Consider the following 23,587-nt stretch of genomic DNA (forward strand, 5'->3'; position numbering starts at 1 on the left):
CTCGGCCCGTAGCATAACCGCACGTGAGCCTGGTCTTATTACCTGCTGTCGATGTCGCAGGCGGCGAAGCTGTCCGTCTCGTTCAAGGAGAAGCCGGAAGCGAAACGAAGTACGGGTCGCCTCGCGACGCTGCACTCGCGTGGCAGAACGACGGCGCCGAGTGGGTCCATCTCGTGGATCTCGACGCCGCGTTCGGACGCGGATCCAACCGCGAGCTGCTGGCGTCCGTCGTCGGCGAGCTCGACGTCAAGGTGGAGCTGTCCGGCGGAATTCGTGACGACGAGTCGCTGCGCGCGGCGCTGGCGACCGGTTGCGCGCGAGTCAATCTCGGCACCGCGGCCCTCGAAGATCCGCAGTGGTGCTCCCGCGCGATCGGCGAGTTCGGCGATCGAGTTGCCGTCGGTCTGGACGTGCTGATCGTCGACGGAGCGCCGCGGTTGCGCGGTCGCGGCTGGGTGAGCGACGGCGGCGACCTGTGGGAGGTTCTCGAGCGGCTCGAACGCGACGGGTGCTCGCGCTACGTCGTCACCGACGTCACCAAGGACGGCACGTTGACCGGGCCCAACCTGGAACTGCTCGCCGAGGTGTGTGCCAAGACCGACAAGCCGGTCATCGCATCGGGCGGCGTGTCCACGATTGCAGACCTGGAAGCGATCGCCGGACTGGTCGACCGGGGTGTGGAAGGTTCCATCGTCGGAAAGGCGCTGTACGCCGGACGTTTCACGCTCCCGGACGCCCTCGCTGCGGTGTCTCGGTAACACAGGGATGACCCTTCCCGAGGAACCGACTCGTCTGCTCGAGATCGCCGGTGGTCTGCTCGATGGCATCCACGATCGGTTCGTCGCCGGCGTCGGCGCGCCGAGCGCAGTGCAGAAGGGCCCCGACGACTTCGCCACTGCGGTGGATCTGGAACTCGAGCGGCGGCTCGGTGCGGAATTGCTCGAGGCCACCGGAATTGCCGTTCACGGTGAGGAGTTCGGCGGACCGGATCTGAATTCGGGACTCGTCTGGGTGCTGGACCCGATCGACGGCACCTTCAACTACTCGTCGGGATTGCCTTCGGCCGGAACGTTGTTGGCGTTGCTCGACGATGGAGAACCGGTCCTCGGACTCACCTGGCTGCCGTTGGTGGATCAGCGTTTCGCCGCTGTGGCGGGCGGCCCCCTGATGCTCAACGGTGTCGCGCTTCCGGCACTGCAGCCGAAAGTGCTGCGCGAATCCATGATCGGGTTCGGTGCGTTCAATGTCGCCAGCCGCGGTTCGCTGCCGGGTCGGTTCCGGTTCCGCATCCTCGAAGAGTTGTCGATGCATTCCTCGCGATTGCGGATGCACGGTGCCACCGGGGTCGATCTGGCCTACACGGCCAGTGGAGTACTCGGCGGCGCGGTCGTATTCGGTCACCGGGCCTGGGACAATGCAGCCGGTGCGCTGCTGGTGCGCGCGGCTGGCGGAATCGTCACCGACCTCGCGGGCGAACCCTGGACGGTCGACTCGGCGTCGGTCCTCGCAGCCGGACCGGGAGTGCACGAAGAATTGCTGAAGGTGATCACCGAACTCGGTGATCCCGTCGACTATCTGGAAGGACCGGTGCGATGAGCGTCGCGGTCAGAGTGATTCCGTGCCTGGACGTCGACGCCGGACGGGTCGTCAAGGGAGTGAACTTCGAAAACCTCCGTGACGCAGGCGATCCCGTGGAGCTCGCGGCCGTCTACGACGCGCAGGGAGCCGACGAACTGACCTTCCTCGACGTCACCGCGTCGACGTCGGACAGAGGCACGATGCTCGACGTCGTCAGCCGCACCGCCGAGCAGGTGTTCATCCCGCTCACCGTCGGCGGGGGAGTGCGCACCGTCGCCGATGTGGATCGACTGCTGCGAGCCGGGGCGGACAAGGTCAGTGTCAACACCGCTGCGATCGCCCGGCCGGAGTTGCTGCGTGAGCTCAGCGAACGGTTCGGCTCACAGTGCATCGTGCTCTCGGTCGACGCCCGAACCGTCCCCCAGGGGCAGCAGGACACCCCGTCGGGCTGGGAGGTCACCACGCACGGCGGCAAACGTGGCACCGGCATCGACGCCGTCGAATGGGCGGTACGTGGTGCAGAACTGGGCGTCGGAGAGATTCTGCTCAATTCGATGGACGCCGACGGAACGAAGGCCGGATTCGATCTGCCGATGATCGCCGCCGTCCGGTCCGCGGTACATGTGCCGGTGATCGCCAGCGGCGGAGCAGGCGTGGTGGAACACTTTTCGCCGGCCGTGCACGCCGGAGCGGACGCGGTGCTTGCCGCGAGCGTGTTCCATTTCGGCGATCTCACCATCGGCCAGGTCAAAGATGCGATGCGCGCCGAGCACATCGTCGTTCGATAGCGAAGAGGATTTCCGATGACACTCGATCCCACGCTGTCCGCGCGGCTCAAGCGCAACGAGGCCGGGCTGTTCAGCGCTGTCGTGCAGGAACGGTCGACCGGTCAGGTACTCATGGTGGCGTGGATGGACGACGAGGCACTCGCTCGAACCCTCGAAACCCGCAAGGGCACTTACTATTCCAGGTCCAGGCAGCAGTACTGGGTCAAGGGTGAGACGTCGGGTCACACGCAGTACGTGCACGAGGTTCGGCTCGACTGCGACGGTGACACCGTGCTCCTGATCGTCGATCAGGTCGGCGCGGCGTGCCACACCGGCACACATACCTGCTTCGATGCCGACGTCCTGTTGGGCCCCGACACTCAGGCGTGACCGGTTCCCGCTGCAATTCCCTTGTCCAACTGCGCCAGCAGAGTCGAACTCAGGGTCGCGAGCTGCTCGACCTCCGCGTCGGACAGACCCTCGAACACCAGCGACTGCACCGTGCCGACGTGCCCGGGCGCCGCTTCCACCACCTTGGCCATGCCTGCGTCGGTCAGTACCGCATAGGAACCGCGGCTGCCCGGGATGTTCTCGCGCTTGACCCACCCGGCCTTCTCGAGCTTCGTCACCACGTGTGACAGGCGCGAGAGCGAGGCGTTCGCGTACTCGGCCAGATCGCGGAGTTGGATCCGTCGCTGTGGATTCTCGCTGACCGTGGCGAGGACGAAGTAGTCGAAGTGGGTCAGTTGCGAATCGCGCTGCAACTGCGCGTCCAACGCTGCCGGCAACCGAGTGACCAGAGCGACGAGTGATCGCCAGGCCTCCTGCTGACTCTCGGTGAGCCAACGGGGATCCACCGTGTGTTGCGGTGTCGCCGACGTATCCATCGCGGGGAACCTCTCGATCAAGTTGGTTGTTGCCTGCACATGATGCCTCGAGGTTCCCCCCACCCGAGGCATCGCGTCGGACAGTGCTCTAGGTGCGATGTGCCCGCAGGTACTCCAGAGCCTTGTCCGCATGCGCTTCGAACCGTACTTCGCTGGAGAAGGTCTCGAGGACCTTCCGGTCGGTGCCGATGACGAACGTCGCGCGCTTCACCGGGGACAGCTTGGCCAGCAGACCGCGCTTGACGCCGAACGCGGTGGCGACGGTGCCGTCCTCGTCGGAGAGCAGCGGGTAGTCGAAGGATTTCGAGGCGGCGAACTCTGCCTGCTTGGCGACGGCATCGGCACTGATGCCGACACGGGTTGCTCCGACCTCGGCGAACTCCGATGCCAGGTCCCGGAAGTGGCACGCCTCGGCGGTGCACCCGGGGGTGAATGCAGCGGGGTAGAAGAACAGCACTATCGGACCGTTTGCCAGCAATTCGGTCAGTGTTCGGGTCTCTCCGGTCTGGTCCGGCAGGGAAAAATCGGGAACGAGCTCGCCTGGTTTCATGCTCGGCAGGTTACCGCGAGCGCCGACCCTGCACCCGAACCTGGGAGGATGGAGCAATGCACGGCGAGACGACCACCGACCCCAGCCCCACTCCCGACACCGAGAACTCGGACTCGACCACCTCGCGTGAGGTGTTCCGGCATCTCGCCGCAGAGCACCGCGTGGTGCCCGTGACGCGAAAGGTGCTCGCCGACTCCGAGACTCCTCTGTCGGCGTACCGCAAGCTCGGTGCCGACCGACCCGGAACCTTCTTGCTCGAGTCCGCACAGAACGGCAGTTCGTGGTCCAGGTGGTCGTTCATCGGTGCAGGTGCTCCGGCATCGCTCACGGTCATCGACGGTGAGGCCGCGTGGCGTGGCAACGTCCCCGCCGGGGTGCCGAGCGGCGGCGATCCTCTCGAAGTGCTGGCGCGGACATTGGAGCTGCTGCACTCGGAGCGGCTGCCGGGTCTGCCCCCGTTGACCGGTGGCATGGTGGGTTACCTCGGATACGACTCGGTGCGGCGCATCGAGAAACTGCCCGAGCACGCGCAGGACGACCTCGGTGTTCCGGAGATGGTCATGCTGCTCGCCACCGATCTCGCGGCCGTCGACCATCACGAAGGCGCGATCACCCTGATCGCGAACGCCGTGAACTGGAACGGCACCGACGATCACGTCGACGAGGCGTACGACGACGCAGTGCGCCGTCTCGATCGCATGTGTGCGGACCTGTCGAAGCCCGCTGCCTCCACCGTCTCCACCGTGTCCAGGCCTGCGCCGCAGTTCCGCCGGCAGCGCACGTCCGAGGGGTTCGGTGCCGACGTCGCTCGCCTGGTCGAGGAGATCGAAGCAGGTGAGGCGTTCCAGGTGGTGCTCTCCCAGCGTTTCGAGATGGACACCGATGCGTCGCCCCTCGACGTCTACCGAATGCTGCGGGCCTCCAATCCCAGCCCGTACATGTATCTGATGCACGTACCGGGCGAGAACGACGAGACGGCGTTCTCCATCGTCGGATCGAGCCCCGAGGCATTGGTGACGGTGGTCGACGGTCTGGCCACCACACATCCGATCGCGGGTACGCGTTGGCGCGGCACGTCCGAGGAAGAGGACGTGCTGCTCGAGAAGGATCTGCTCGCCGACGAGAAGGAGAACGCCGAGCACCTGATGCTCGTCGATCTGGGCCGCAACGATCTCGGGCGTGTCTGCGCTCCCGGCACCGTGCGCGTGAGCGACTACCGCCACATCGAGCGATACAGCCACGTCATGCATCTGGTGTCGACGGTCACCGGACGGTTGGCCGAGGGCAAGCGTGCCCTCGACGCGGTCAAGGCCTGCTTCCCGGCAGGCACCCTGTCCGGGGCACCGAAGGTGCGCGCGATGGAACTGATCGACGAGCTGGAGCCGACGCGACGCGGCATCTACGGCGGCATCGTCGGCTACCTCGACTTCGCGGGCGACGCCGACACTGCCATCTCGATTCGCACCGCCCTCATCAAGGACGGCACCGCGTACGTTCAGGCCGGGGCAGGCGTCGTGGCCGACTCGGTTGCCGAATACGAGGACGACGAGGCGCGGAACAAGGCGATGGCGGTGCTGGGAGCCGTCGCCGCAGCGGAATCGCTCCGTGAGGTCGGTGGCCGATGAGCGAGCGATCCGGTCGCCGCGGGTCGGCCGCTCTCCCCGTCGCCCTTCTGGTGGTTGCAGCGGCGTGCCTGTGGGGCGCGTCGAGAATGACCTGGGTTCGGGTGACGTCGTTCGACGGACTCGGCGAGAGCCGGACCGACGAGCTTCTCGGCAGCACCTGGGCTGCTGCCACGACGCCGCTCGCGCTGGTGCTGGTGGCTGCGATCGCCGCGTCGTTCGCCGTGCGGGGGTGGGCCTCTCGGGTGCTGGCCCTGTTGATCGCCGTTGTGGCCGTGGCGGCTGCGATTCCGGCAGTTCGATTGCTCACCGCCGGGGCGTCGGATTCGGAGTCCGCGGCGCTCGCGGAGCTTCCGGCACGCGCCCAGGTCTCGATGACGGACGTCTCGGTTCTGCCGGCGATCGTCACCCTCGTCGGTGCCGTCTGCGCCTTCGCTGCTGCCGTGGTGTCGATTCGGAAAACGTTTGCCACGCAGGTACTCTCGTCCAAGTACGACGCCCCGGCGGTGCGTCGCGACGAGGTCGCTCGGCGCGCGCGCACCACGGCATCCGGTGCCGGCGTGCAGGACGAGGGAGAGGACCTCACCGAACGCATGATGTGGGACGCGCTCGACGCCGGTGAAGACCCTACCGACGAGTCCGGTACCCGGCGTTCGTCGGATTGAAACGGACCTCTACGCTAGGTCCGACCCCGATGAGATTCCTCACATCGGACGTCGACGCTCAGAAAGGACTGGGGGCACCATGACTGTTCTCGACTCGATTCTCGACGGTGTACGAGCCGACGTGGCCGCGCGCGAATCGGTGGTCGATTTCGCCGCCGTGAAAGCAGCAGCGAAAGCAGCCCCGGCCCCCCTCGACGCGGCAGCCGCCCTCCGTGAGGACGGTATCGGCGTCATCGCCGAAGTGAAGCGGGCGAGCCCGTCCAAGGGCGCGTTGGCAGACATCGGTGATCCAGCTGTTCTCGCTCGCGCATACGAGCAGGGCGGCGCTCGCATCATCAGCGTCCTCACCGAAGAGCGTCGCTTTCACGGATCTCTCGCAGACCTCGACGCGGTTCGTGCCGCCGTCTCGATTCCTGTGCTGCGCAAGGACTTCATCGTCGGTCCGTATCAGATCCACGAGGCTCGGGCGCACGGTGCCGACGTCATCCTGCTGATCGTCGCGGCTCTCGAACAGGACGCGTTGACGTCGTTGCTCGATCGCACCGAGTCGCTGGGTATGACGGCGCTGGTCGAGGTGCACACCGAGGCCGAGGCGGATCGCGCCCTCGAGGCCGGTGCCAGCGTCATCGGCATCAACGCCCGCAATCTGAAGACGCTCGAGATCGATCGTGACAGCTTCGGCCGTATCGCGCCCGGGTTGCCCAGCGAGATCATTCGTATCGCGGAGTCCGGGGTGCGGGGCACTGCAGATCTGCTCGCCTACGCCGGTGCCGGTGCCGACGCGGTACTCGTCGGCGAGGGCTTGGTCACCGCAGGGGATCCGCGCACGGCCGTCTCGGACCTGGTGACGGCGGGAACGCATCCGTCGTGCCCCAAGCCCGCACGCTGACCCGGCACCCGACCCGAGCGCGGCGGCGGTCCGCCGTTGGGGCACACTGGACCGGTGAGCACCAGCAATTCTTCTTCCATCACGGACGCCCCGCAGGCAGTCCGTTTCAAGGGCGCTGATCTGCCGCAGAGCAGCATCGGCCTCACCGATCGCAGCGCGCACGAGCCTGATGTGGGCGGCCATTTCGGTGTCTACGGCGGCAGATTCGTACCCGAGGCGCTGATGGGTGTGATCGAGGAAGTCACCGCCGAGTACGAGAAGGTGCGCAGCGACAACGAGTTCCTCGGTGAACTCGACCGACTGCAGCGCGATTACACCGGTCGCCCCTCGCCGGTCTTCGAGGCGACACGGTTGTCCGAGCACGCAGGCGGCGCTCGAATCCTTCTCAAGCGAGAAGACCTCAACCACACCGGTTCTCACAAGATCAACAACGTTCTCGGCCAGGTACTCCTGGCCAAGCGCATGGGCAAGACACGGATCATCGCCGAGACCGGTGCAGGCCAGCACGGAGTGGCCACCGCCACGGCGTGCGCGCTCCTCGGACTCGACTGTGTCGTGTACATGGGCGAGGTCGACACCGAACGGCAGGCACTCAACGTCGCTCGGATGCGTCTGCTCGGGTCCAGTGTCGTGGCCGTCAAGTCGGGATCGCGCACCCTCAAGGACGCCATCAACGAGGCGCTGCGCGACTGGGTCACCAACGCGGACAACACCTACTACTGCTTCGGCACCGTCGCCGGGCCGCACCCCTTCCCAGTCATGGTGCGCGATTTCCAGCGCATCATCGGCCTCGAAGCGCGGCAGCAGGTCCTCGCGTCCACGGGCCGGCTGCCCGACGCCATCGCTGCCTGCGTCGGCGGTGGATCCAACGCGATCGGCATCTTCCACGCCTTCATCGACGACGCGGATGTTCGACTGATCGGCTTCGAGGCGGCGGGTGACGGCGTCGAGACCGGCCGCCACGCTGCGACGATCAGCGGTGGAACTCCGGGAGCCCTGCACGGTGCGTACTCCTACCTGCTGCAGGACGAGGACGGTCAGACCGTCGAATCTCATTCCATCTCAGCGGGATTGGACTACCCGGGCGTCGGTCCGGAGCATTCCTACCTGCACGACATCGGGCGTGCCGAGTACCGCGGCATCACCGATACCGAAGCCATGAACGCCTTCAAGCTACTGTGCCGAACCGAAGGCATCATCCCGGCCATCGAGTCCTCGCACGCCATCGCCGGCGCGCTAACCCTCGGCAAGGAGCTGGGCAAGGACGCGATCATCCTGGTGAACCTCTCCGGACGTGGAGACAAGGACGTCGACACCGCGGCCGAATGGTTCGGTCTGATCGACGGAGACGGCGAAGCGAACGTGGACGACGAAGCAGGTATCAAGCCATGAGCAACAACGACTCTCGCCTCTCCGGGACCTTCGCGCAGTGCCGTGCCGAAGGGCGCGCAGCACTCGTCGGCTACCTCCCGGCAGGTTTTCCGACGGTGCCGCGGTCGGTCGAGGTGTTCAAGACGATGGTCGACGCCGGATGCGACATCGTCGAGGTCGGCATTCCGTATTCCGATCCGGTGATGGACGGCCCCACGATCCAGGCCGCGGCAGATGTGGCACTGCGAGCCGGGGCCCGGGTCAAGGACGTCTTCGCCGTCACCGAGCAGGTCGCTGCTGCGGGCGGAAAAGCGGTCGTCATGACCTACTGGAACCTGGTTCTCAAGTACGGCATCGAGAACTTCGCCCGGGATCTCGCAAATGCGGGTGGGCTCGGAATCATCACCCCGGATCTCATTCCCGACGAAGCGCAGGAATGGATCGAGGTCTCGAACCGCTACGAACTCGACCGAATCTTCCTCGTCGCCCCGTCGTCCACCGAGGAGCGGCTCGTCAGCACCGTCGAAGCCAGTAGCGGCTTCGTCTACGCGGCCTCGACGATGGGTGTCACCGGTGCCCGCGACGCGGTGTCCTCGATGGCACCTGCACTCTCGGCCCGGATCCGTCAACACTCCGACATTCCCATCGGCGTGGGGCTCGGGGTCCGCTCGGGTGCGCAGGCCGCCGAGATCGCCCGCTACGCCGACGCCGTGATCGTCGGTTCGGCACTGGTCAGTGCCGTCGACAAGGGACTCGACGCCGTACGCGACCTGACGACGGAACTCGCCGAGGGTGTCCGTTCCGCTAACGTAGCGTCGTGACTTCGACCGCGATCCTGGCCTACATTCCCAGTCCGCCGCAGGGGGTGTGGCACGTCGGACCGCTGGCTCTGCGGGCCTACGCCCTGTTCATCATCATCGGCATCATCGTTGCCGTGGTGTGGGGTGATCGACGCTGGGTGGCCCGAGGTGGAACCAAGGGCACAGTCCTCGACGTCGCGGTCTGGGCGGTCCCGTTCGGCCTGCTGGGCGGACGGCTGTACCACGTGGCAACCGACTGGAAGACGTACTTCGGTCCCGGCGGAAACCCGATCGAAGCGCTGTACGTGTGGAACGGCGGCCTCGGAATCTGGGGAGCAGTGTTCCTCGGCGGCGTCGGTGCCTGGATCGCCTGCCGTCGACGCGGAATCCCGTTGCCCGCGTTCGGTGACGCCGTCGGTCCACCGATTCTGCTGGCCCAGGCGATCGGCCGCATCGGCAACTACTTCAACCAGGAACTGTACGGACGCGCCACCACCCAGCCGTGGGGTCTGGAGATCTACGAACGGGTCGACGCCAACGGACGGCTCGATCCACTCAACGGGATCTCGACCGGTTTCGTGGAAAAAGTGGTGCATCCGACGTTCCTGTACGAACTGTTGTGGAGCGTCGCGGTCGTCGTGCTTCTGGTTCTCGTCGACCGCAAGTACACGATCGGGCACGGTCGATTGTTCGCGCTGTACGTGGCCGGATACTGCGCCGGACGGTTCTGGGTGGAACTGATGCGCAACGACTTCGCCACGACGATCGCCGGCATACGCATCAACACCTTCACCTCCGCCATCATCTTCGTTCTGGCGATCGCGTACTTCGTGATCGCCACCAAAGGCCGTGAGGAACCGGCGACGCTGAGGTCGAACGACGACGAGGATCGCGAGGTTGCTCCCGAGGACACCTCCTCGGATGCGGAAGGCTCGCGCCCGACGCCGGCCGACGACACCACGGCCTCAGACACCGTCGACGCGCAGCCCGTTCGGGCAACCGACAAGAAAGCCGAGGAAGAAGGCAGTACCCGTGGTTGATTTCGACAAGACCCCTGATCCGGAATCGGGTTCCGGCACCGCCGATTCGAGCGACAGCGTGACGAAGCCGACCGCGTCGTTCGGCACGCCGTTCGACTACGACGCCACCGCCGAAGCGTCGCTCTCGGAGGCACCCGGTACCTCGGAGTCCGCGCCCTCACACGGCCCGACCGGCCCCACGGGTCCGGGGTGGGACACGTACTCGGGTATCGGAAACGGACCGGGTTGGTCCAGCACGCCGAGCTACCCGGCACCGAGCCCCGACGGCAGTACCGACAATCCTCTCGGTGGGTTTCCGGCACCTCCCGGCTACCCGCAACAGGAGTACGGCCAGCAGGGCTATTCGCAGCCGAACTACGGACAGCAGGGCTACCCGCAGCAGGGTTACGGCCAACAGCAGGGGTACGGCCAACAGGGCTTCGGGCAACAGCAGGGTTACGGCCAGCAGGGGTACGGCCAGCAGGGCTTCGGGCAACAGCAGGGGTACGGCCAGCAGTACGGCTACGGCCCGCAGGGTTACGGGATACCCCCTGGCTACCAGGGTGGACCCGCGTTCGGTGTAGGCCCCGACGCGCCGTACGGGCGTGATCCGATGACCGGCGAGGCGCTGTCGGACAAGTCCAAGATCGTCGGCGGCCTGCTGCAGATATTTCTCGGCTGGTTGGGTGTCGGTCGTTTCTACCTCGGCAGTATCGGGATCGGCGTCGCACAGCTGTTGGTGTTCTTCTTGGGGGTGCTGCTCATCGCAGCGTTCGGCCTCGGACTGGTCGTGTTGTTCGGGCTGTTCGTCTGGCATCTCGTCGACGGCGTTCTGATACTGGTGGGCAATGTGAAGGATCCTCAGGGGCGAAAGCTGAGAGACTGATGCCCTCGCTGATACTGCATCGGACGTAAGGGAGCTCGACATGGGTGAATCGGGTACACCGTCTTCGGACGGATCCTCGGGCGATGGATCCACTCCGTCGGAGCCGACCATCTCGTTCGAAAAAGGCACTCCCGCAGGGTCGGGTCCCGTCTACGGGGTTCCCGACCCGAACTACAGCACGCCGAACTACAGCACTCCCGACGTCGACGAGCAGGGCCGGTTCGGACCTCCGCCCGGAGCGGGTTACCCACCGCCATCCGAAGGGTCCGGCCAGTACGGTGCGCCGCCGCCCCCGCCGTATGCGGGCGGGCAGTACGGCGCTCCCCAATACGGCGGCCCTCAGTACGGCGCTCCCCAATACGGTGGCCCCCAGTTCCCAGGCGGGCCCGGATACATGGATCCGATGGCTCCGTACGGTCGGCACCCGGTCACCGGGGAGCCGTTCTCCGACAAGCAGAAGCTGACGGCAGGTCTGCTCGGCATCCTGTTGGGCGCGTTCGGTGCAGGGCGTTTCTATCTGAATCAGCCGGGCATCGCGGTGGCGCAGATAGCCGTCACGTGGCTCACCTGCGGTATCGGCGGAATCTGGCCGTTGATCGACGGCATCATGATGCTCACCGGCAGCGTGCGTGATGAGCACGGTCGACCGTTGCGCGACTGACGATCACATTCGTCACAGCTGTCATTCGCGATTGCATCGATGCGAATGACAGCTGCTACGATTTCGCCATCCGGGAGAGATCTCGGATTCTTTCGCGGGCCAGAGCTGTCCCGGTGAATTCCCGATAGGCAGTTCAATTCGGCTCATCCGACCGTCCCGGTCGACTCGAGCCGACCAGCCGGCGGGGTTGCCGAGACTTCCGATGCAGGGTCGAAGACACTGCACCGCTTGCACGCACCCCACCGGCCTACGTGGAGGTGATCGTGGTGCTGTTTTCTCGGATGCCTGCGGAGCAAGGTCTGTACGACCCGAGCTCGGAGAAGGATTCCTGTGGCGTGGCGATGATCGCCGACATCGCGGGTCGCCGCTCCCACGCGATCGTCGCCGACGGCGTTCTGGCACTGGAGAACCTGGAGCATCGCGGAGCTGCCGGTGCCGAGCCCAACAGTGGTGACGGCGCGGGCATTCTGATCCAGCTGCCGGTCGAACTCCTCGCCTCCCTCGCGCCGTTCGATCTGCCCGCGGCCGGAGCCGACGGCGACAACACGTTCGCGGCCGGAGTGTGTTTTCTGCCGCAGGGCATCCGTGAGCGCGCGATCGCCGTCGAGCGCGTCGAAACCGTTGCGGCCGAAGAGGGTCTGGACATCCTGGGTTGGGTTCCGGTCGAGGTCGATCCCGATCGAGCCGATGTGGGCCTCACCGCCCTCGGCTGCATGCCCTACATGAGCTACCTCTACGTCACCGCCCCCGAGGTCGACGGCACGCGTCCCGCCGGTCTCGCGCTCGACCGTCTCGTCTACGGATTGCGCAAGCGTTCCGAGCGGGTCACCCCCGAGATCGAGGCCGAGGGGTCGGGGCTGTTCTTTCCGTCGCTGTCCTCGCGCACCATCGTCTACAAGGGCATGCTTACCACGATGCAGCTGCCGCTGTACTTTCCGGAACTTCGTAACCCTTTGTGCACGAGCGCCATTGCCATCGTGCACAGTCGCTTCTCGACCAACACGTTCCCGTCGTGGCCGCTGGCGCACCCGCATCGCTACGTCGCGCACAACGGCGAGATCAACACCGTCAAGGGCAACCGAAACAGGATGCGGGCTCGCGAAGCGTTGCTGTCGAGCGACCTGATCCCCGGGGACCTGGAGCGTTTGTTCCCGATCTGCAACCCCGATGCCTCGGACTCGGTGTCCCTGGACGAGGTGCTCGAACTACTGCACCTCGGCGGACGCAGCGTGCCGCACGTGGTGATGATGATGGTGCCCGAGCCGTGGGAGAACCACCGCACGATGGATCCGCGGGTGCGAGCGTTCTACCAGTTCCACTCGTCGATGATGGAGGCCTGGGACGGTCCGGCCTGCGTGACGTTCACCGACGGCAGCTATGTCGGAGCCGTGCTGGATCGCAACGGCCTTCGCCCCGGCCGCTGGTGGCAGACGGCGGACGGTCGCGTGATCCTCGCCAGTGAGGCAGGCGTGCTCGACGTGCCCCAATCCGAGGTCGTCGCCAAAGGTCGCCTCGAGCCCGGCAAGATGTTCCTGATCGACACCGTCGCCGGACGTCTCGTGCCGGACGAGGAGATCAAACTCCAACTGGCAACCGAACATCCGTACCAGGAGTGGCTGCACGCGGGTCTGCTCGAGATCAAGAGCCTGCCCGAGCGTGCTCACATCCAGTACAACCACGACTCGGTGGTGCGCAGGCAGGTCGCTTTCGGCTACACCGAGGAAGACCTCCGCGTCGTACTGACGCCGATGGCCGCATCCGGGGGCGAGCCGCTCGGTTCGATGGGTACCGATACCCCGGCCGCAGTGATGTCGCAGCGATCGCGCCAGCTCTACGACTACTTCATCGAACTGTTTGCGCAGGTCACCAACCCGCCGCTCGACTCGATCCGCGAGGAGATCGTGACCTCGCTCGCGCGGGTGATGGGTCCGGAGCAGAACCTGCTCGAGCCCACTGCTGCGTCGTGCAGGCAGATCGTGTTGCCGTGGCCGGTGCTCGACAACGACGAGCTCAACAAGATCATTCATATCAACGACGACGGCGACCATCCGGGACTGTCGGCCACGGTGTTGCGTGGGCTGTACGAGGTCGAGCGCGGCGGCGAAGGTCTCGCCGAGGCCATCGAGGAGTTGCGTGCCCGGGCATCGGAGGCGATCGCTGCGGGGTACACCACGCTGATCATCTCCGATCGCGATTCGGACCACACCCGCGCCCCGATCCCGTCCCTGCTGGCCACCTCGGCGGTGCACCATCACCTGGTTCGCACGAAGGAGCGCACCAAGATTGCGCTCGTCGTCGAATCCGGTGACGCGCGCGAGGTGCACCATCTGGCGCTGCTCATCGGCTTCGGTGCCGCAGCGGTCAACCCGTATCTGGCGATGGAGTCGATCGAGGATCTGGTCGGCGAAGGCGAACTCACCGGAGTCGAACCGACGATCGCGGTACGGAATTACCTGTACGGGCTCGGCAAGGGCGTGCTCAAGGTGATGTCGAAGATGGGTATCTCGACCGTCGGGTCCTACACCGGCGCACAGGTTTTCGAGGCCGTCGGTCTCGATCGCGAGGTGGTGCGCGAGTACTTCAAGGGCACGGTCAGCAAGCTCGGCGGCGTCGGTCTCGACGTGCTCGCCGAGGAGGTCAAGCTGCGCCATCGGCGGGCGTACCCCGAGAATCCGACCGACCGCGTCCATCGCCGGTTGGAGATCGGCGGTGAATACCAGTTCCGGCGCGAAGGCGAGCTGCACCTGTTCACCCCCGAGACGGTGTTCCTGCTGCAGCACGCAACGCGTACCGGTCGATACGACGTGTTCCAGAAGTACACCGACGAGGTGGACCGGCTCGCTCGCGAAGGCGGTGCGCTGCGCGGTCTGTTCGAGTTCAAGGACGGTGTCAGGCCGCCGGTTCCGCTCGACGAGGTGGAATCGGTCGAGTCGATCGTCACGCGGTTCAACACCGGCGCGATGAGCTACGGATCCATCTCCGCCGAGGCGCACGAGACGATGGCCGTCGCGATGAACAATCTGGGCGGACGGTCCAACTCGGGGGAGGGCGGCGAGGACGTCGACCGGCTCTACGACCCGACGCGACGCAGTGCAGTCAAGCAGGTGGCCAGTGGTCGGTTCGGTGTCACCAGCGACTATCTGGTCAACGCGACGGACATTCAGATCAAGATGGCGCAGGGTGCCAAGCCGGGCGAGGGTGGCCAGCTGCCCGGTTACAAGGTGTACCCGTGGGTGGCCAAGACCCGACACTCGACGCCGGGTGTCGGCCTCATCTCGCCGCCCCCGCACCATGACATCTATTCGATCGAGGATCTCGCGCAGCTGATCCACGATCTCAAGAACGCCAACGAGAAGGCGCGCGTGCACGTCAAGCTCGTCAGTTCCGTCGGCGTCGGCACGGTGGCGACGGGCGTGAGCAAGGCCCACGCCGATGTCGTCCTGATCTCCGGATACGACGGCGGAACCGGTGCTGCGCCGTTGACCTCGCTCAAGCATGCAGGCGCTCCATGGGAGATCGGCCTTGCCGACGCCCAGCAGACGCTGGTGCTCAACGGCTTGCGTGATCGCATCACCGTGCAGTGCGACGGGGGCATGCGCACCGGACGCGACGTCATCGTTGCGGCGCTGCTCGGTGCGGAGGAATTCGGGTTCTCGACGGCCCCGCTGATCGTGGCCGGGTGCATCATGATGCGCGTCTGCCACCTCGACACCTGCCCGGTCGGTGTCGCGACGCAGAACCCGGAGCTGCGCAAGCGGTTCACCGGCAAACCCGAGTTCCTCGAGGACTTCTTCAAGTTCATCGCCGAGGACGTGCGAAAGTACCTCGCGCAGCTCGGTTTCCGGAGCATCGACGAGGCCGTCGGTCACGCCGATGCGCTCGAGACGGCAGCCGGAGTGGCGCACTGGAAGAGCAAGGGACTCGATCTCGCGCCGATCTTCGCGATGCCCGTCGACCGCCACGGTGCCCCGATGACGCAGCGTCGACGCCTCCGCGCGCAGGACCACGGTCTCGATCTCGCGCTGGACCGCACTCTGATCCAGTTGGCCGAGGGAGCGCTCGAGGACGCGCATCCGGTGAAGCTCGAGCTGCCGGTACGCAACGTCAATCGCACCGTCGGAACTCTGCTGGGGTCCGAGGTCACCCGGCGTTACGGCGCGGTCGGGTTGCCGGACGACACCATTCGCATCGCGTTCACCGGATCGGCCGGTCAGTCTCTCGGGGCCTTCCTGCCGCCGGGCATCACCATCGACCTGGTCGGTGATGCAAACGACTATGTCGGCAAGGGATTGTCGGGTGGCCGAATCGTCGTGCGGCCCGCCGAGGATGCACCGTTCGTCGCAGAGGACAACGTGATCGCAGGAAACACCATTCTCTACGGTGCCACCTCGGGCGAGGTGTACCTGCGCGGCAAGGCAGGGGAGCGGTTCGCGGTCCGTAACTCGGGAGCGATCGCGGTGAACGAGGGCGTGGGCGACCACGCGTTCGAGTACATGACCGGCGGTCGTGTCGTGGTGCTCGGGCCCACCGGTCGCAACATGGCGGCGGGTATGTCCGGCGGTATCGCGTTCGTCCTCGGTCTCGATCCGGCGGACGTGAACATGGCGATGGTCGAACTGCAGGTGCCCAACCCGGACGATCTGGTGTGGCTGCGCGAGACCGTCGAGAATCACCGACGGTGGACCGGTTCCACCGTCGCGACCTCGTTGCTGGCCGACTGGCCCCGGAGGTCTGCGCTGTTCACCAAGGTCATGCCCGTCGACTACCAGCGGGTGCTGGAAGCGACAAGAATGGCGCGCGCCGAAGGGCGCGACGTCGATGCTGCGATCATGGAGGCTGCACGTGGCTGATCCACAGGGATTTCTGAAAGTCGTCAAGCGTGAGGCTGCCAAGCGTCCGATCGGCGAGCGCGTCAAGGACTGGAACGAGGTGTACTCGCACCAGCCGGCGAGCGAGCGTGCTGCCGAGGTCTCCGATCAGGCGCGTCGCTGCATGGACTGCGGTATTCCGTTCTGCCACTCGGGAACTGCGGGCTGCCCGCTGGGAAATCTGATTCCCGAGTGGAACGACCTGGTGCGCCGCGGCCGCTGGGATGCGGCCAGCGACCGACTGCATGCGACCAACAACTTTCCGGAGTTCACCGGGCGGGTCTGCCCGGCCCCGTGTGAATCGGCGTGTGTGCTCTCCATCTCCGAGGCGGCCACCGGCGGAAGCGTGACGATCAAGCGGGTCGAGCAGACCATCGCTGACCTGGCCTGGGAAGACGGCAGCATCGTTCCGCAGCCGCCGACGATCACCACCGGCAAGCGGGTCGCCGTCGTCGGATCCGGTCCTGCGGGATTGGCTGCGGCGCAACAGCTCACGCGCGCCGGGCACGACGTCACCGTGTACGAGCGTGACGATCGTCTCGGCGGACTGCTCCGCTACGGCATCCCCGAGTTCAAGCTCGAGAAGTCCGTGCTCGATCAGCGCCTCATGCAGATGCGGGCCGAGGGAACGCACTTCGTCACCGACTGCGAGGTCGGGATCGATTTCACCGTCGAGCAACTGCGCGAATCCTTCGACGCAGTCGTTCTCGCGGTCGGAGCTCTGCGGGCCCGTGACAACGCCGAGGTCATCGGTCGCGAGCTCGACGGTATCCACCTGGCCATGGAGCATCTGGTGCCGTCGAACAAGGAATGCGAGGGCGACGGTCCCACCTCCATCTCCGCAGCGGACAAGCACGTGGTCATCATCGGTGGCGGTGACACCGGAGCCGACTGCCTGGGTACGGCCCACCGCCAAGGTGCCGCTTCGGTCACTCAGCTCGACTACAACCCGGCTCTGCCCGGGGCTCGCGACGACAGTCTCTCGCCGTGGCCGTCGTGGCCGCTGGTGCTGCGCACCTCGCCCGCGCACGCCGAGGGTGGCGTCGTGCGTCATCAGGTCGCGGTTCAGCGATTCCTCGGTGACGAGCGCGGGCACGTTCGTGCGATGGTGCTCGCCGAGGTGGAGGTGCAACGCGACGCGGACGGTCGACGCATCGTCACGCCCATCGGGGAGGAGATCGAATTGCCCTGTGATCTGGCGTTGTTCGCCATCGGTTTCGAGGGCGTCGAGCACGGTCCGCTGCTCGACGAGTACGGCCTGGCACTGACCAAGCGGGGCGCGCTCTCGTGTGGTCCCGACTGGCAGACCACGGCACCCGGCGTGTTCGTGTGCGGGGATGCGCATCGCGGGGCTTCGTTGGTCGTGTGGGCGATCGCGGAGGGTCGATCGGCGGCCCATGGAGTCGACGCTTTCCTCACCGGACACTCGGAATTGCCGTCGCCGGTACACCCGACCGCACTGCCGCTGGCGGTCGTGTGACCCCCGTCTCTGAACCGGTACAGACCATCTCAGCAGCGGGGTAGCGTGGCTACCGATCGGTAGTATCGCGGTGGATGCGTCTGCGATAGAGAACGCGGCGTCCAGCGGCTAGGCTCGCTTTCGTGAGCCGACGTACTAAGATTGTCTGCACCCTTGGACCTGCAACCGCAACCACAGAGCGCATCCGTGAACTCGTAGAGAGTGGAATGGATGTCGCACGACTGAACTTCAGCCATGGTGATCACCCCGATCATCAGGCCAACTACGAGAGGGTTCGCGCAGCATCGGACGCCACCGGCAAAGCCGTGGGCATTCTGGCCGACCTGCAGGGACCGAAGATTCGTCTCGGGCGTTTCGCCGAGGGCTCGACCACCTGGGCGGCCGGCGAGCTGATCCGCATCACCGTCGAAGAGTGCGAGGGCACTCACGACCGGGTGTCGACCACGTACAAAGAGCTGGCCCAGGACGCCAAGGAAGGCGACCGTCTGCTCGTCGACGACGGCAAGGTCGGCCTCGTGGTCACCGGCGTCGAAGGCAACGACGTGCTGTGCCGTGTCACCGAAGGTGGACCGGTCAGCAACAACAAGGGTGTGTCCCTGCCGGGCATGGACGTGTCCGTTCCCGCCATGAGCGAGAAGGACATCGCCGACCTCGAGTTCGCCCTCGCTCTGGGATGCGACTTCATCGCACTGTCGTTCGTGCGTTCCCCCGCGGACGTCGAACTCGTCCACGCCGTCATGGACCGCGTCGGCCGCCGAGTTCCGGTCATCGCCAAGCTCGAGAAGCCCGAAGCCGTCGACAACCTCGAAGCCATCGTGCTCGCGTTCGATGCGATCATGGTCGCCCGCGGTGACCTCGGCGTCGAGTTGCCCCTCGAGCAGGTGCCGCTGGTACAGAAGCGTGCCATCCAGATCGCCCGCGCCAACGCCAAGCCCGTCATCGTCGCGACCCAGATGCTCGAATCGATGATCGAGAACTCCCGCCCGACGCGCGCCGAAGCGTCCGACGTCGCCAATGCCGTGCTCGACGGCACCGACGCGGTCATGCTCTCCGGTGAGACCTCGGTCGGTAAGTACGTGATGGAAACTGTGCGGACCATGGCCCGCATCGTCGAGACGGTCGAGACCGAGGGCGACAGTGTTCCTCCGCTGACGCACGTCCCGCGCACCAAGCGTGGCGTCATCTCGTACGCCGCCCGTGACATCGGTGAGCGCTTGGACGCAAAGGCGCTCGTGGCGTTCACCCAGTCGGGAGACACCGTTCGACGGTTGGCTCGTCTGCACACCAAGCTTCCGTTGCTCGCCTTCACCTCCATCTCCGAGGTCCGCAGCCAGTTGTCGCTGAGCTGGGGCACCGAGACGTTCCTGGTCCCGGATGTGGGTTCCACGGACGCGATGGTCAAGGAAGTGGACCGGGCGCTGCTCGAGCTGGGTCGATACAGCAAGGGCGATCAGGTCGTGATCGTGGCCGGTGCCCCTCCCGGCACAGTAGGCTCGACCAACTTGATCCATGTGCACCGAATCGGAGAAGAGGACCGGTAAGTGGTCGAAGCGGGGGGAACCGGCGTCAGCGAAAGCGCGCCGAGCAGTACAGCAGTACGCAGGACCGATCTCGAGACGCTCCTCGATCTCCTCGCACTGGAGGAGATCGAGGAGGACGTGTTCGTCGGCGTTCACCCCGAGCAGGTGGGCAGCCGTACGTTCGGGGGACAACTGGTCGCTCAGGGCCTGATCGCGGCGGGTCGCACCGTCTCCGGTACCTCGCGAGACGTGCATGCGATCAACGCCCACTTCATCCGCGGTGGCGACGTCAAGAAGCCCATCGAATACCGGGTCTCGCGCCAGCGCGACGGACGCGCTTTCGCCAACCGGCAGGTCACCGCAGTTCAGGACGGCAACGAGCTGTTCGTCATGCTCGCTGCCTTCCAGGATTTCGGTACAGGACTCGAACACAGTGTCGAGGTGCCCGAGGTTCCGTACCCCGACGCGCTGCCACCGCTCGGCGATCACTTCGTCGGGTACGAGGATCGACTGCAGATGTTCGTCGACGCCCTCAAGCCGATCGACATGCGGTACGCGAACGATCCGGCGTGGATCATGCACGGCACCGGCGAGAAGCTCAACCACAATCGCGTGTGGATGAAGGCCGACGGGGATCTGCCCGACGCCTCGATCTTCCACGCCGCAACCATGGGCTACGCGTCGGACACCACGGTGCTCGACTCGATCATCACCACCCACGGACTCTCGTGGGGACTCGATCGCATCGTGGCGGCGACGGTCAACCATTCCATCTGGTTCCATCGCCCGTTCCGGTTCGACGAGTGGGCGCTCTACGCCACCGAATCACCCGTCGCTGCAGGGTCCCGTGGCCTGGCCACCGGACGGTTCTTCTCGATGGACGGCCAATTGCTGGCCACCGTCGTGCAGGAAGGTCTCATTCGCCACTTCCCGAAGCGGGTCCGAGCCTGAGTGCGTCCGACCACGCGCGCGTCTTCGCATCCAGGTTCAGTGAGGCGTGCGCCGGGCTGGTCGACGGTAATCGAGTGAATTCGACGTGGGGTAGCGGCAGTTTCGTTGCTACGTACCGTCGGTAGCTCTCGGCTGCTTTGGCTCCGTTGAAGAACACCCTGACGATGCCGGGGTGCTCGGCGAACAATTCGTTGAAATCGTTTGTCTCGATGGAGGATTCGATGATCGCCGAGTCCAGACTTCCCTCGCGCGTGCACAACTTCAGCACGTCCCACACCGCGACGCCATGGCTGCGCAGGCGCTCGGTGCGCGCGTCGTAGTGGAGTTCGGGGCCTGCATCGAACACCGTTCCCATGATTGGCCAGAACGCATTTCGTGGATGGGCGTAGTACTGCTGCGCGGCCAGCGAGGCGACGCCGGGCATGGACCCCAGGATCAGGATTGTTGCGCCCGGTCCGATTATCGGATCGAAACTGTGCACCACGGTCATTGCGTGATTACAGCAAATCCCCGCGGGGGCACCGGACGGGGGACCACAATGGACGTCATGTTGGATCCACGCGTACTCGACAACAACGAACTCGAAGCCGAACTCGCCGCACTGCGCCGGGGGCGTGACGCGGCGATGGACGAAGGCGCGCGAGATGTCTCGACCGCCGACACCGACCACCTCATCGCGCGGTTCGAAGAAGAAATTCGCAAGCGACACCAGGATTCGGTGTCCGATCAGCCCAGTGCCGATCTGCCCTGACCCACGATCAGGACGGCGCAGGCGGCGGTCGCCGCGACCGTCCTGACGTTGTTCCATCGCGTCCACTTGTCGGTGAAGTTCTGCCACACCGCCGTGCCTGCCGCACTGCCGGGATCCACACCGGCCAGTGCGTCGTTGAGGGGGACGTTCAGAACGGCCGTGATCGCGAAGCATCCGAGAATGTAGAGAACGGCACCGCTCACGACGAGCAGGGGTGAACCCCGACCGGTCGACACGGCGAGAATCACTGCGACAGTGCATGATATGGCCGTTCCGAAGAACAGGCCGAGAAACATCGGGTTGAGAATCGCCGCATTGAATCTCTGCATGGCGGCGATGGCGTCGGGTACCGGCAGTGTTGCCAGGCCGGGGAGCACGCTGATGGAGAAGGCGAGCAGCACTCCTGCGACCAGCCCGCATCCGATGGCGGACACGAGGGTGGCGACCGAGGACGCCCGCTCCATCACGACGGGTCTGTTCGGTTGATGTTCACGGTCGGTGATCCTTTCGACGAGGACTTGTCCTGTCGTCCACTGTTGCTCGGAACAGCAGGATGATCAATGCTCGAAACGCCGGATTCGATGTCCGATCGTCCAAGTGGTGCAACAATCGACCGATGCGTGGACTCGACCCCTGGAAGTCGCCCGATCCGCTCGGTGAGGCCCTGCACTTTCTGCGGTTGACCGGATCGTTCTACGTGCGATCCGAGATGAGCGGTTCGTGGGGTCTCGACCTGCCCGCCATGGAGGACGCGCTGTGGTTTCACACGGTGGTGGACGGTCGGTGCCTGCTGTCGGTTCCCGATGAGCCGATGCGTGAGTTGGTGCCCGGCGATTTCGCATTGGTCCCGCATGGGCGAGGTCACGTTCTCGCCGCCGACGAGGATGCGGCGACACGAGCGGCGAGTGTGTACGACCTCCCGCACGAGTACGTCAGCGACCGATACGCGGTGATCGCTCACGGTGAGGGAGCAGGACCGGCCGCCACCCTGGTGTGCGGAGCGGTGCGGCTGGATCACCCTGCGGCGCAACAGCTCGTCCGTCTGCTGCCTGCTGTGGTGTTCGTCGATGCGGAGCCCGGACCGAAACAAGCGAGAATGCAGAACGTCCTGGCGATGGTGGCGGACGAAGCCCGAGTCCTCGAGCCCGGGGGAGAGGCGGTCATCACCCGGCTGTCCGACATTCTGGTGATCCTCGCACTGCGGTCGTGGATCGCCGGCAGTCCGCGAGCGCAGTCCGGGTGGCTCGGAGCGTTGCAGGACGACCGAATCGGAGCTGCGTTGGCTCTGATTCATCGACATCCCCACGAGCGGTGGACCGTTGCGGCTCTGGCGTCGAGCGCGAACATGTCACGTTCGGCGTTCTCGGCGCGTTTCACCGAACTGGTCGGCGAATCGGTGATGAGCTACCTGGCGACGTGGCGAATGCAGGTCGCGTATCAGACCTTGCGTTCCGAGGACGTCGTGCTGGCCGAATTGGCCCGACGCAGTGGGTATCTCTCGGAGGCGGCATTCGGTAAGGCCTTCAAACGGGCGATGGGGGTTTCCCCGGGAAGTGTGCGTCGGCGTCGTGAGGTGTCGATGGCCGACGGTCAGTCGAGCAGATGACGGAGATAGCTGTTCGGGTCCTCGAGGTAGCGACGCCAGTGCTGTACCAATTCGAGTTCGTCCCAGGTACTTCGGCGTAGACCGTGTTCGCCGACTTCGACGATGTCCGCACCGGGGGTCGACGCCAGAATCGGTGAGTGGGTCGCGCAGACGATCTGCGCGCCCTCGTTACCCAGCTCGGACATCAGTGCAACGAGCTGCAGGCTCGCGGTGAACGACAGGGCCGATTCCGGCTCGTCCAGAACGTAGAAACCGGGTTCGGCCAACATAGCGCCGAACATGGTCAGAAAACCTTCGCCGTGGCTCATCTCCGCGGTGTTCTCGTCCCAGAAGCCCGGCATGCCGCCGAGGTTCTCGGCCATGTCGAATGCGGTCTCGGCGCGCAGGAAGAAGCCGCGCTTGTTCGGTCGTGGTCCACGAAGCATTCGAGAACCCCGCGGCGTGGTCTCGAGTTCGAGTACCTCGCCGAGGGCGCTGGTCACCTCGTCGAGTCGACGTGATTGCTGCGCCGCCCGACCACCACGGGCATCGATACCGAAACCCTCGGCGATCGCCTCGACGAGGGTCGATTTACCGGAACCGTTGTCGCCGACCAGAATTGTGACCGGTGCCAGGAACTCGAGTCCGTCGCGAGCGAGGTCGGCGACAGCAGGCACGGTGAAGGGCCAGTCCGATCCGACGTCGTCGGCGTGGACGTGGGCGCGTTCTACGAACAT

23 protein-coding genes are annotated in these 23,587 nt (G+C 65.6%); 18 read left to right on the forward strand and 5 right to left on the reverse strand.

The genetic code is table 11. From position 1 onward, the window contains the following. Nucleotides 1-23: 23 nt before the first annotated feature. From priA to hisI, 4 genes are read left to right on the forward strand one after another with little or no spacing between them, the layout of a single operon-like run. Entirely contained in the window at nt 24-758 is a 735-nt protein-coding gene (priA, locus tag CH295_RS20765; RefSeq protein ID WP_094635411.1) for a bifunctional 1-(5-phosphoribosyl)-5-((5-phosphoribosylamino)methylideneamino)imidazole-4-carboxamide isomerase/phosphoribosylanthranilate isomerase PriA, read from the forward strand. 7 nt (nt 759-765) lie between these two features. Then, entirely contained in the window at nt 766-1,596 is an 831-nt protein-coding gene (locus CH295_RS20770) for an inositol monophosphatase family protein (RefSeq protein WP_094741796.1), read from the forward strand. After that, nucleotides 1,593-2,366 carry an imidazole glycerol phosphate synthase subunit HisF gene (gene hisF, locus CH295_RS20775; RefSeq protein ID WP_094741797.1) on the forward strand — a complete coding sequence of 258 codons (774 nt, stop codon included), beginning with the start codon at nt 1,593-1,595 and terminating at the stop codon, nt 2,364-2,366. The genes CH295_RS20770 and hisF overlap by 4 nt, the downstream gene beginning before the upstream one ends. Before the next feature lie 15 nt (nt 2,367-2,381). Then, nucleotides 2,382-2,735: a phosphoribosyl-AMP cyclohydrolase gene (gene hisI, locus CH295_RS20780; protein WP_037192701.1), complete on the forward strand. Its 354-nt coding sequence runs from the start codon at nt 2,382-2,384 to the stop codon at nt 2,733-2,735. On the opposite strand, the gene CH295_RS20785 is transcribed toward hisI, so the two are convergent. Together CH295_RS20785 and CH295_RS20790 are read right to left on the reverse strand one after the other, a co-directional pair. After that, complete coding sequence (locus tag CH295_RS20785) at nt 2,726-3,232, reverse strand: MarR family winged helix-turn-helix transcriptional regulator (RefSeq protein ID WP_094741798.1); 507 nt, start codon at nt 3,230-3,232, stop codon at nt 2,726-2,728. The genes hisI and CH295_RS20785 overlap by 10 nt on opposite strands. Before the next feature lie 88 nt (nt 3,233-3,320). After that, the gene (locus CH295_RS20790; RefSeq protein ID WP_037192697.1) at nt 3,321-3,782 is read right to left on the reverse strand and encodes a peroxiredoxin; all 462 of its coding nucleotides are present in this window, start codon (nt 3,780-3,782) and stop codon (nt 3,321-3,323) included. Between the two features lie 56 nt (nt 3,783-3,838). Between CH295_RS20790 and CH295_RS20795 the strand changes: the two genes are divergently transcribed. The 12 genes from CH295_RS20795 to CH295_RS20850 all read left to right on the forward strand — a co-directional run bounded on the left by CH295_RS20795 (nt 3,839) and on the right by CH295_RS20850 (nt 20,514). Then, nucleotides 3,839-5,407 (forward strand): anthranilate synthase component I, encoded by a 1,569-nt coding sequence (locus CH295_RS20795; protein WP_037192694.1) that lies wholly within the window; start codon nt 3,839-3,841, stop codon nt 5,405-5,407. Beyond that, on the forward strand, nt 5,404-6,069 hold the full coding sequence (locus CH295_RS20800) for a TIGR02234 family membrane protein (protein ID WP_094635410.1): 666 nt from the start codon (nt 5,404-5,406) through the stop codon (nt 6,067-6,069). Before CH295_RS20795 ends, CH295_RS20800 begins: the two co-directional genes overlap by 4 nt. A 79-nt stretch (nt 6,070-6,148) precedes the next feature. Then, nucleotides 6,149-6,958 carry an indole-3-glycerol phosphate synthase TrpC gene (gene trpC / locus CH295_RS20805; protein ID WP_037192691.1) on the forward strand — a complete coding sequence of 270 codons (810 nt, stop codon included), beginning with the start codon at nt 6,149-6,151 and terminating at the stop codon, nt 6,956-6,958. Between the two features lie 120 nt (nt 6,959-7,078). Further along, entirely contained in the window at nt 7,079-8,350 is a 1,272-nt protein-coding gene (trpB, locus tag CH295_RS20810) for a tryptophan synthase subunit beta (RefSeq protein ID WP_052047895.1), read from the forward strand. Beyond that, the gene (gene trpA / locus CH295_RS20815) at nt 8,347-9,150 is read left to right on the forward strand and encodes a tryptophan synthase subunit alpha (RefSeq protein ID WP_037192689.1); all 804 of its coding nucleotides are present in this window, start codon (nt 8,347-8,349) and stop codon (nt 9,148-9,150) included. Before trpB ends, trpA begins: the two co-directional genes overlap by 4 nt. Further along, a complete protein-coding gene (lgt, locus tag CH295_RS20820) occupies nt 9,147-10,169 on the forward strand; it encodes a prolipoprotein diacylglyceryl transferase (protein WP_094741799.1) in 1,023 nt (340 codons plus the stop codon). Before trpA ends, lgt begins: the two co-directional genes overlap by 4 nt. Beyond that, on the forward strand, nt 10,162-11,034 hold the full coding sequence (locus CH295_RS20825) for a TM2 domain-containing protein (protein ID WP_094635407.1): 873 nt from the start codon (nt 10,162-10,164) through the stop codon (nt 11,032-11,034). The genes lgt and CH295_RS20825 overlap by 8 nt, the downstream gene beginning before the upstream one ends. A gap of 40 nt (nt 11,035-11,074) precedes the next feature. After that, entirely contained in the window at nt 11,075-11,695 is a 621-nt protein-coding gene (locus CH295_RS28610) for a TM2 domain-containing protein (protein WP_502694520.1), read from the forward strand. Nucleotides 11,696-11,961: 266 nt separating this feature from the next. Beyond that, the gene (gene gltB / locus CH295_RS20835) at nt 11,962-16,545 is read left to right on the forward strand and encodes a glutamate synthase large subunit (RefSeq protein ID WP_094741862.1); all 4,584 of its coding nucleotides are present in this window, start codon (nt 11,962-11,964) and stop codon (nt 16,543-16,545) included. After that, complete coding sequence (locus CH295_RS20840; RefSeq protein WP_037192681.1) at nt 16,538-18,043, forward strand: glutamate synthase subunit beta; 1,506 nt, start codon at nt 16,538-16,540, stop codon at nt 18,041-18,043. The genes gltB and CH295_RS20840 overlap by 8 nt, the downstream gene beginning before the upstream one ends. Nucleotides 18,044-18,165: 122 nt before the next feature. Continuing rightward, entirely contained in the window at nt 18,166-19,584 is a 1,419-nt protein-coding gene (gene pyk / locus CH295_RS20845; protein ID WP_082323730.1) for a pyruvate kinase, read from the forward strand. A 96-nt stretch (nt 19,585-19,680) separates the two neighbouring features. Continuing rightward, nucleotides 19,681-20,514 carry an acyl-CoA thioesterase gene (locus CH295_RS20850; RefSeq protein ID WP_230596361.1) on the forward strand — a complete coding sequence of 278 codons (834 nt, stop codon included), beginning with the start codon at nt 19,681-19,683 and terminating at the stop codon, nt 20,512-20,514. Here the strand turns inward: CH295_RS20850 and CH295_RS20855 are convergent. Then, nucleotides 20,480-21,004 (reverse strand): DNA-deoxyinosine glycosylase, encoded by a 525-nt coding sequence (locus CH295_RS20855; protein WP_094741801.1) that lies wholly within the window; start codon nt 21,002-21,004, stop codon nt 20,480-20,482. The two genes, CH295_RS20850 and CH295_RS20855, sit on opposite strands and share 35 nt — an antisense overlap. Before the next feature lie 57 nt (nt 21,005-21,061). On the opposite strand from CH295_RS20855, the gene CH295_RS20860 reads away from it, so the two are divergent. Then, a complete protein-coding gene (locus CH295_RS20860) occupies nt 21,062-21,265 on the forward strand; it encodes a hypothetical protein (RefSeq protein WP_141217065.1) in 204 nt (67 codons plus the stop codon). On the opposite strand, the gene CH295_RS20865 is transcribed toward CH295_RS20860, so the two are convergent. Next, nucleotides 21,241-21,729 carry an anthrone oxygenase family protein gene (locus CH295_RS20865; RefSeq protein ID WP_252342125.1) on the reverse strand — a complete coding sequence of 163 codons (489 nt, stop codon included), beginning with the start codon at nt 21,727-21,729 and terminating at the stop codon, nt 21,241-21,243. The two genes, CH295_RS20860 and CH295_RS20865, sit on opposite strands and share 25 nt — an antisense overlap. Nucleotides 21,730-21,881: 152 nt before the next feature. Here CH295_RS20865 and CH295_RS20870 point away from each other — a divergent pair, with 152 nt between their 5' ends. Then, the gene (locus CH295_RS20870; protein WP_094741863.1) at nt 21,882-22,871 is read left to right on the forward strand and encodes an AraC family transcriptional regulator; all 990 of its coding nucleotides are present in this window, start codon (nt 21,882-21,884) and stop codon (nt 22,869-22,871) included. On the opposite strand, the gene CH295_RS20875 is transcribed toward CH295_RS20870, so the two are convergent. Beyond that, entirely contained in the window at nt 22,856-23,587 is a 732-nt protein-coding gene (locus CH295_RS20875) for an AAA family ATPase (protein ID WP_094635402.1), read from the reverse strand. The two genes, CH295_RS20870 and CH295_RS20875, sit on opposite strands and share 16 nt — an antisense overlap.

It is taken from the genome of Rhodococcus sp. 14-2483-1-2 (assembly GCF_002259405.1).
GTDB lineage: Bacteria > Actinomycetota > Actinomycetes > Mycobacteriales > Mycobacteriaceae > Rhodococcoides.

Coding starts and splice junctions, on each gene's coding strand:
- CH295_RS20770 (WP_094741796.1), top strand. CDS start 766: ATGACCCTTCCCGAGGAACCGACTCGTCTGCTCGAGATCGCCGGTGGT.
- hisF (WP_094741797.1), top strand. CDS start 1,593: ATGAGCGTCGCGGTCAGAGTGATTCCGTGCCTGGACGTCGACGCCGGA.
- hisI (WP_037192701.1), top strand. CDS start 2,382: ATGACACTCGATCCCACGCTGTCCGCGCGGCTCAAGCGCAACGAGGCC.
- CH295_RS20785 (WP_094741798.1), bottom strand. CDS start 3,232: ATGGATACGTCGGCGACACCGCAACACACGGTGGATCCCCGTTGGCTC.
- CH295_RS20790 (WP_037192697.1), bottom strand. CDS start 3,782: ATGAAACCAGGCGAGCTCGTTCCCGATTTTTCCCTGCCGGACCAGACC.
- CH295_RS20795 (WP_037192694.1), top strand. CDS start 3,839: ATGCACGGCGAGACGACCACCGACCCCAGCCCCACTCCCGACACCGAG.
- CH295_RS20800 (WP_094635410.1), top strand. CDS start 5,404: ATGAGCGAGCGATCCGGTCGCCGCGGGTCGGCCGCTCTCCCCGTCGCC.
- trpC (WP_037192691.1), top strand. CDS start 6,149: ATGACTGTTCTCGACTCGATTCTCGACGGTGTACGAGCCGACGTGGCC.
- trpA (WP_037192689.1), top strand. CDS start 8,347: ATGAGCAACAACGACTCTCGCCTCTCCGGGACCTTCGCGCAGTGCCGT.
- CH295_RS28610 (WP_502694520.1), top strand. CDS start 11,075: ATGGGTGAATCGGGTACACCGTCTTCGGACGGATCCTCGGGCGATGGA.
- CH295_RS20855 (WP_094741801.1), bottom strand. CDS start 21,004: ATGACCGTGGTGCACAGTTTCGATCCGATAATCGGACCGGGCGCAACA.
- CH295_RS20860 (WP_141217065.1), top strand. CDS start 21,062: ATGTTGGATCCACGCGTACTCGACAACAACGAACTCGAAGCCGAACTC.
- CH295_RS20865 (WP_252342125.1), bottom strand. CDS start 21,729: ATGGAGCGGGCGTCCTCGGTCGCCACCCTCGTGTCCGCCATCGGATGC.
- CH295_RS20870 (WP_094741863.1), top strand. CDS start 21,882: ATGCGTGGACTCGACCCCTGGAAGTCGCCCGATCCGCTCGGTGAGGCC.
- CH295_RS20875 (WP_094635402.1), bottom strand. CDS start 23,587: ATGTTCGTAGAACGCGCCCACGTCCACGCCGACGACGTCGGATCGGAC.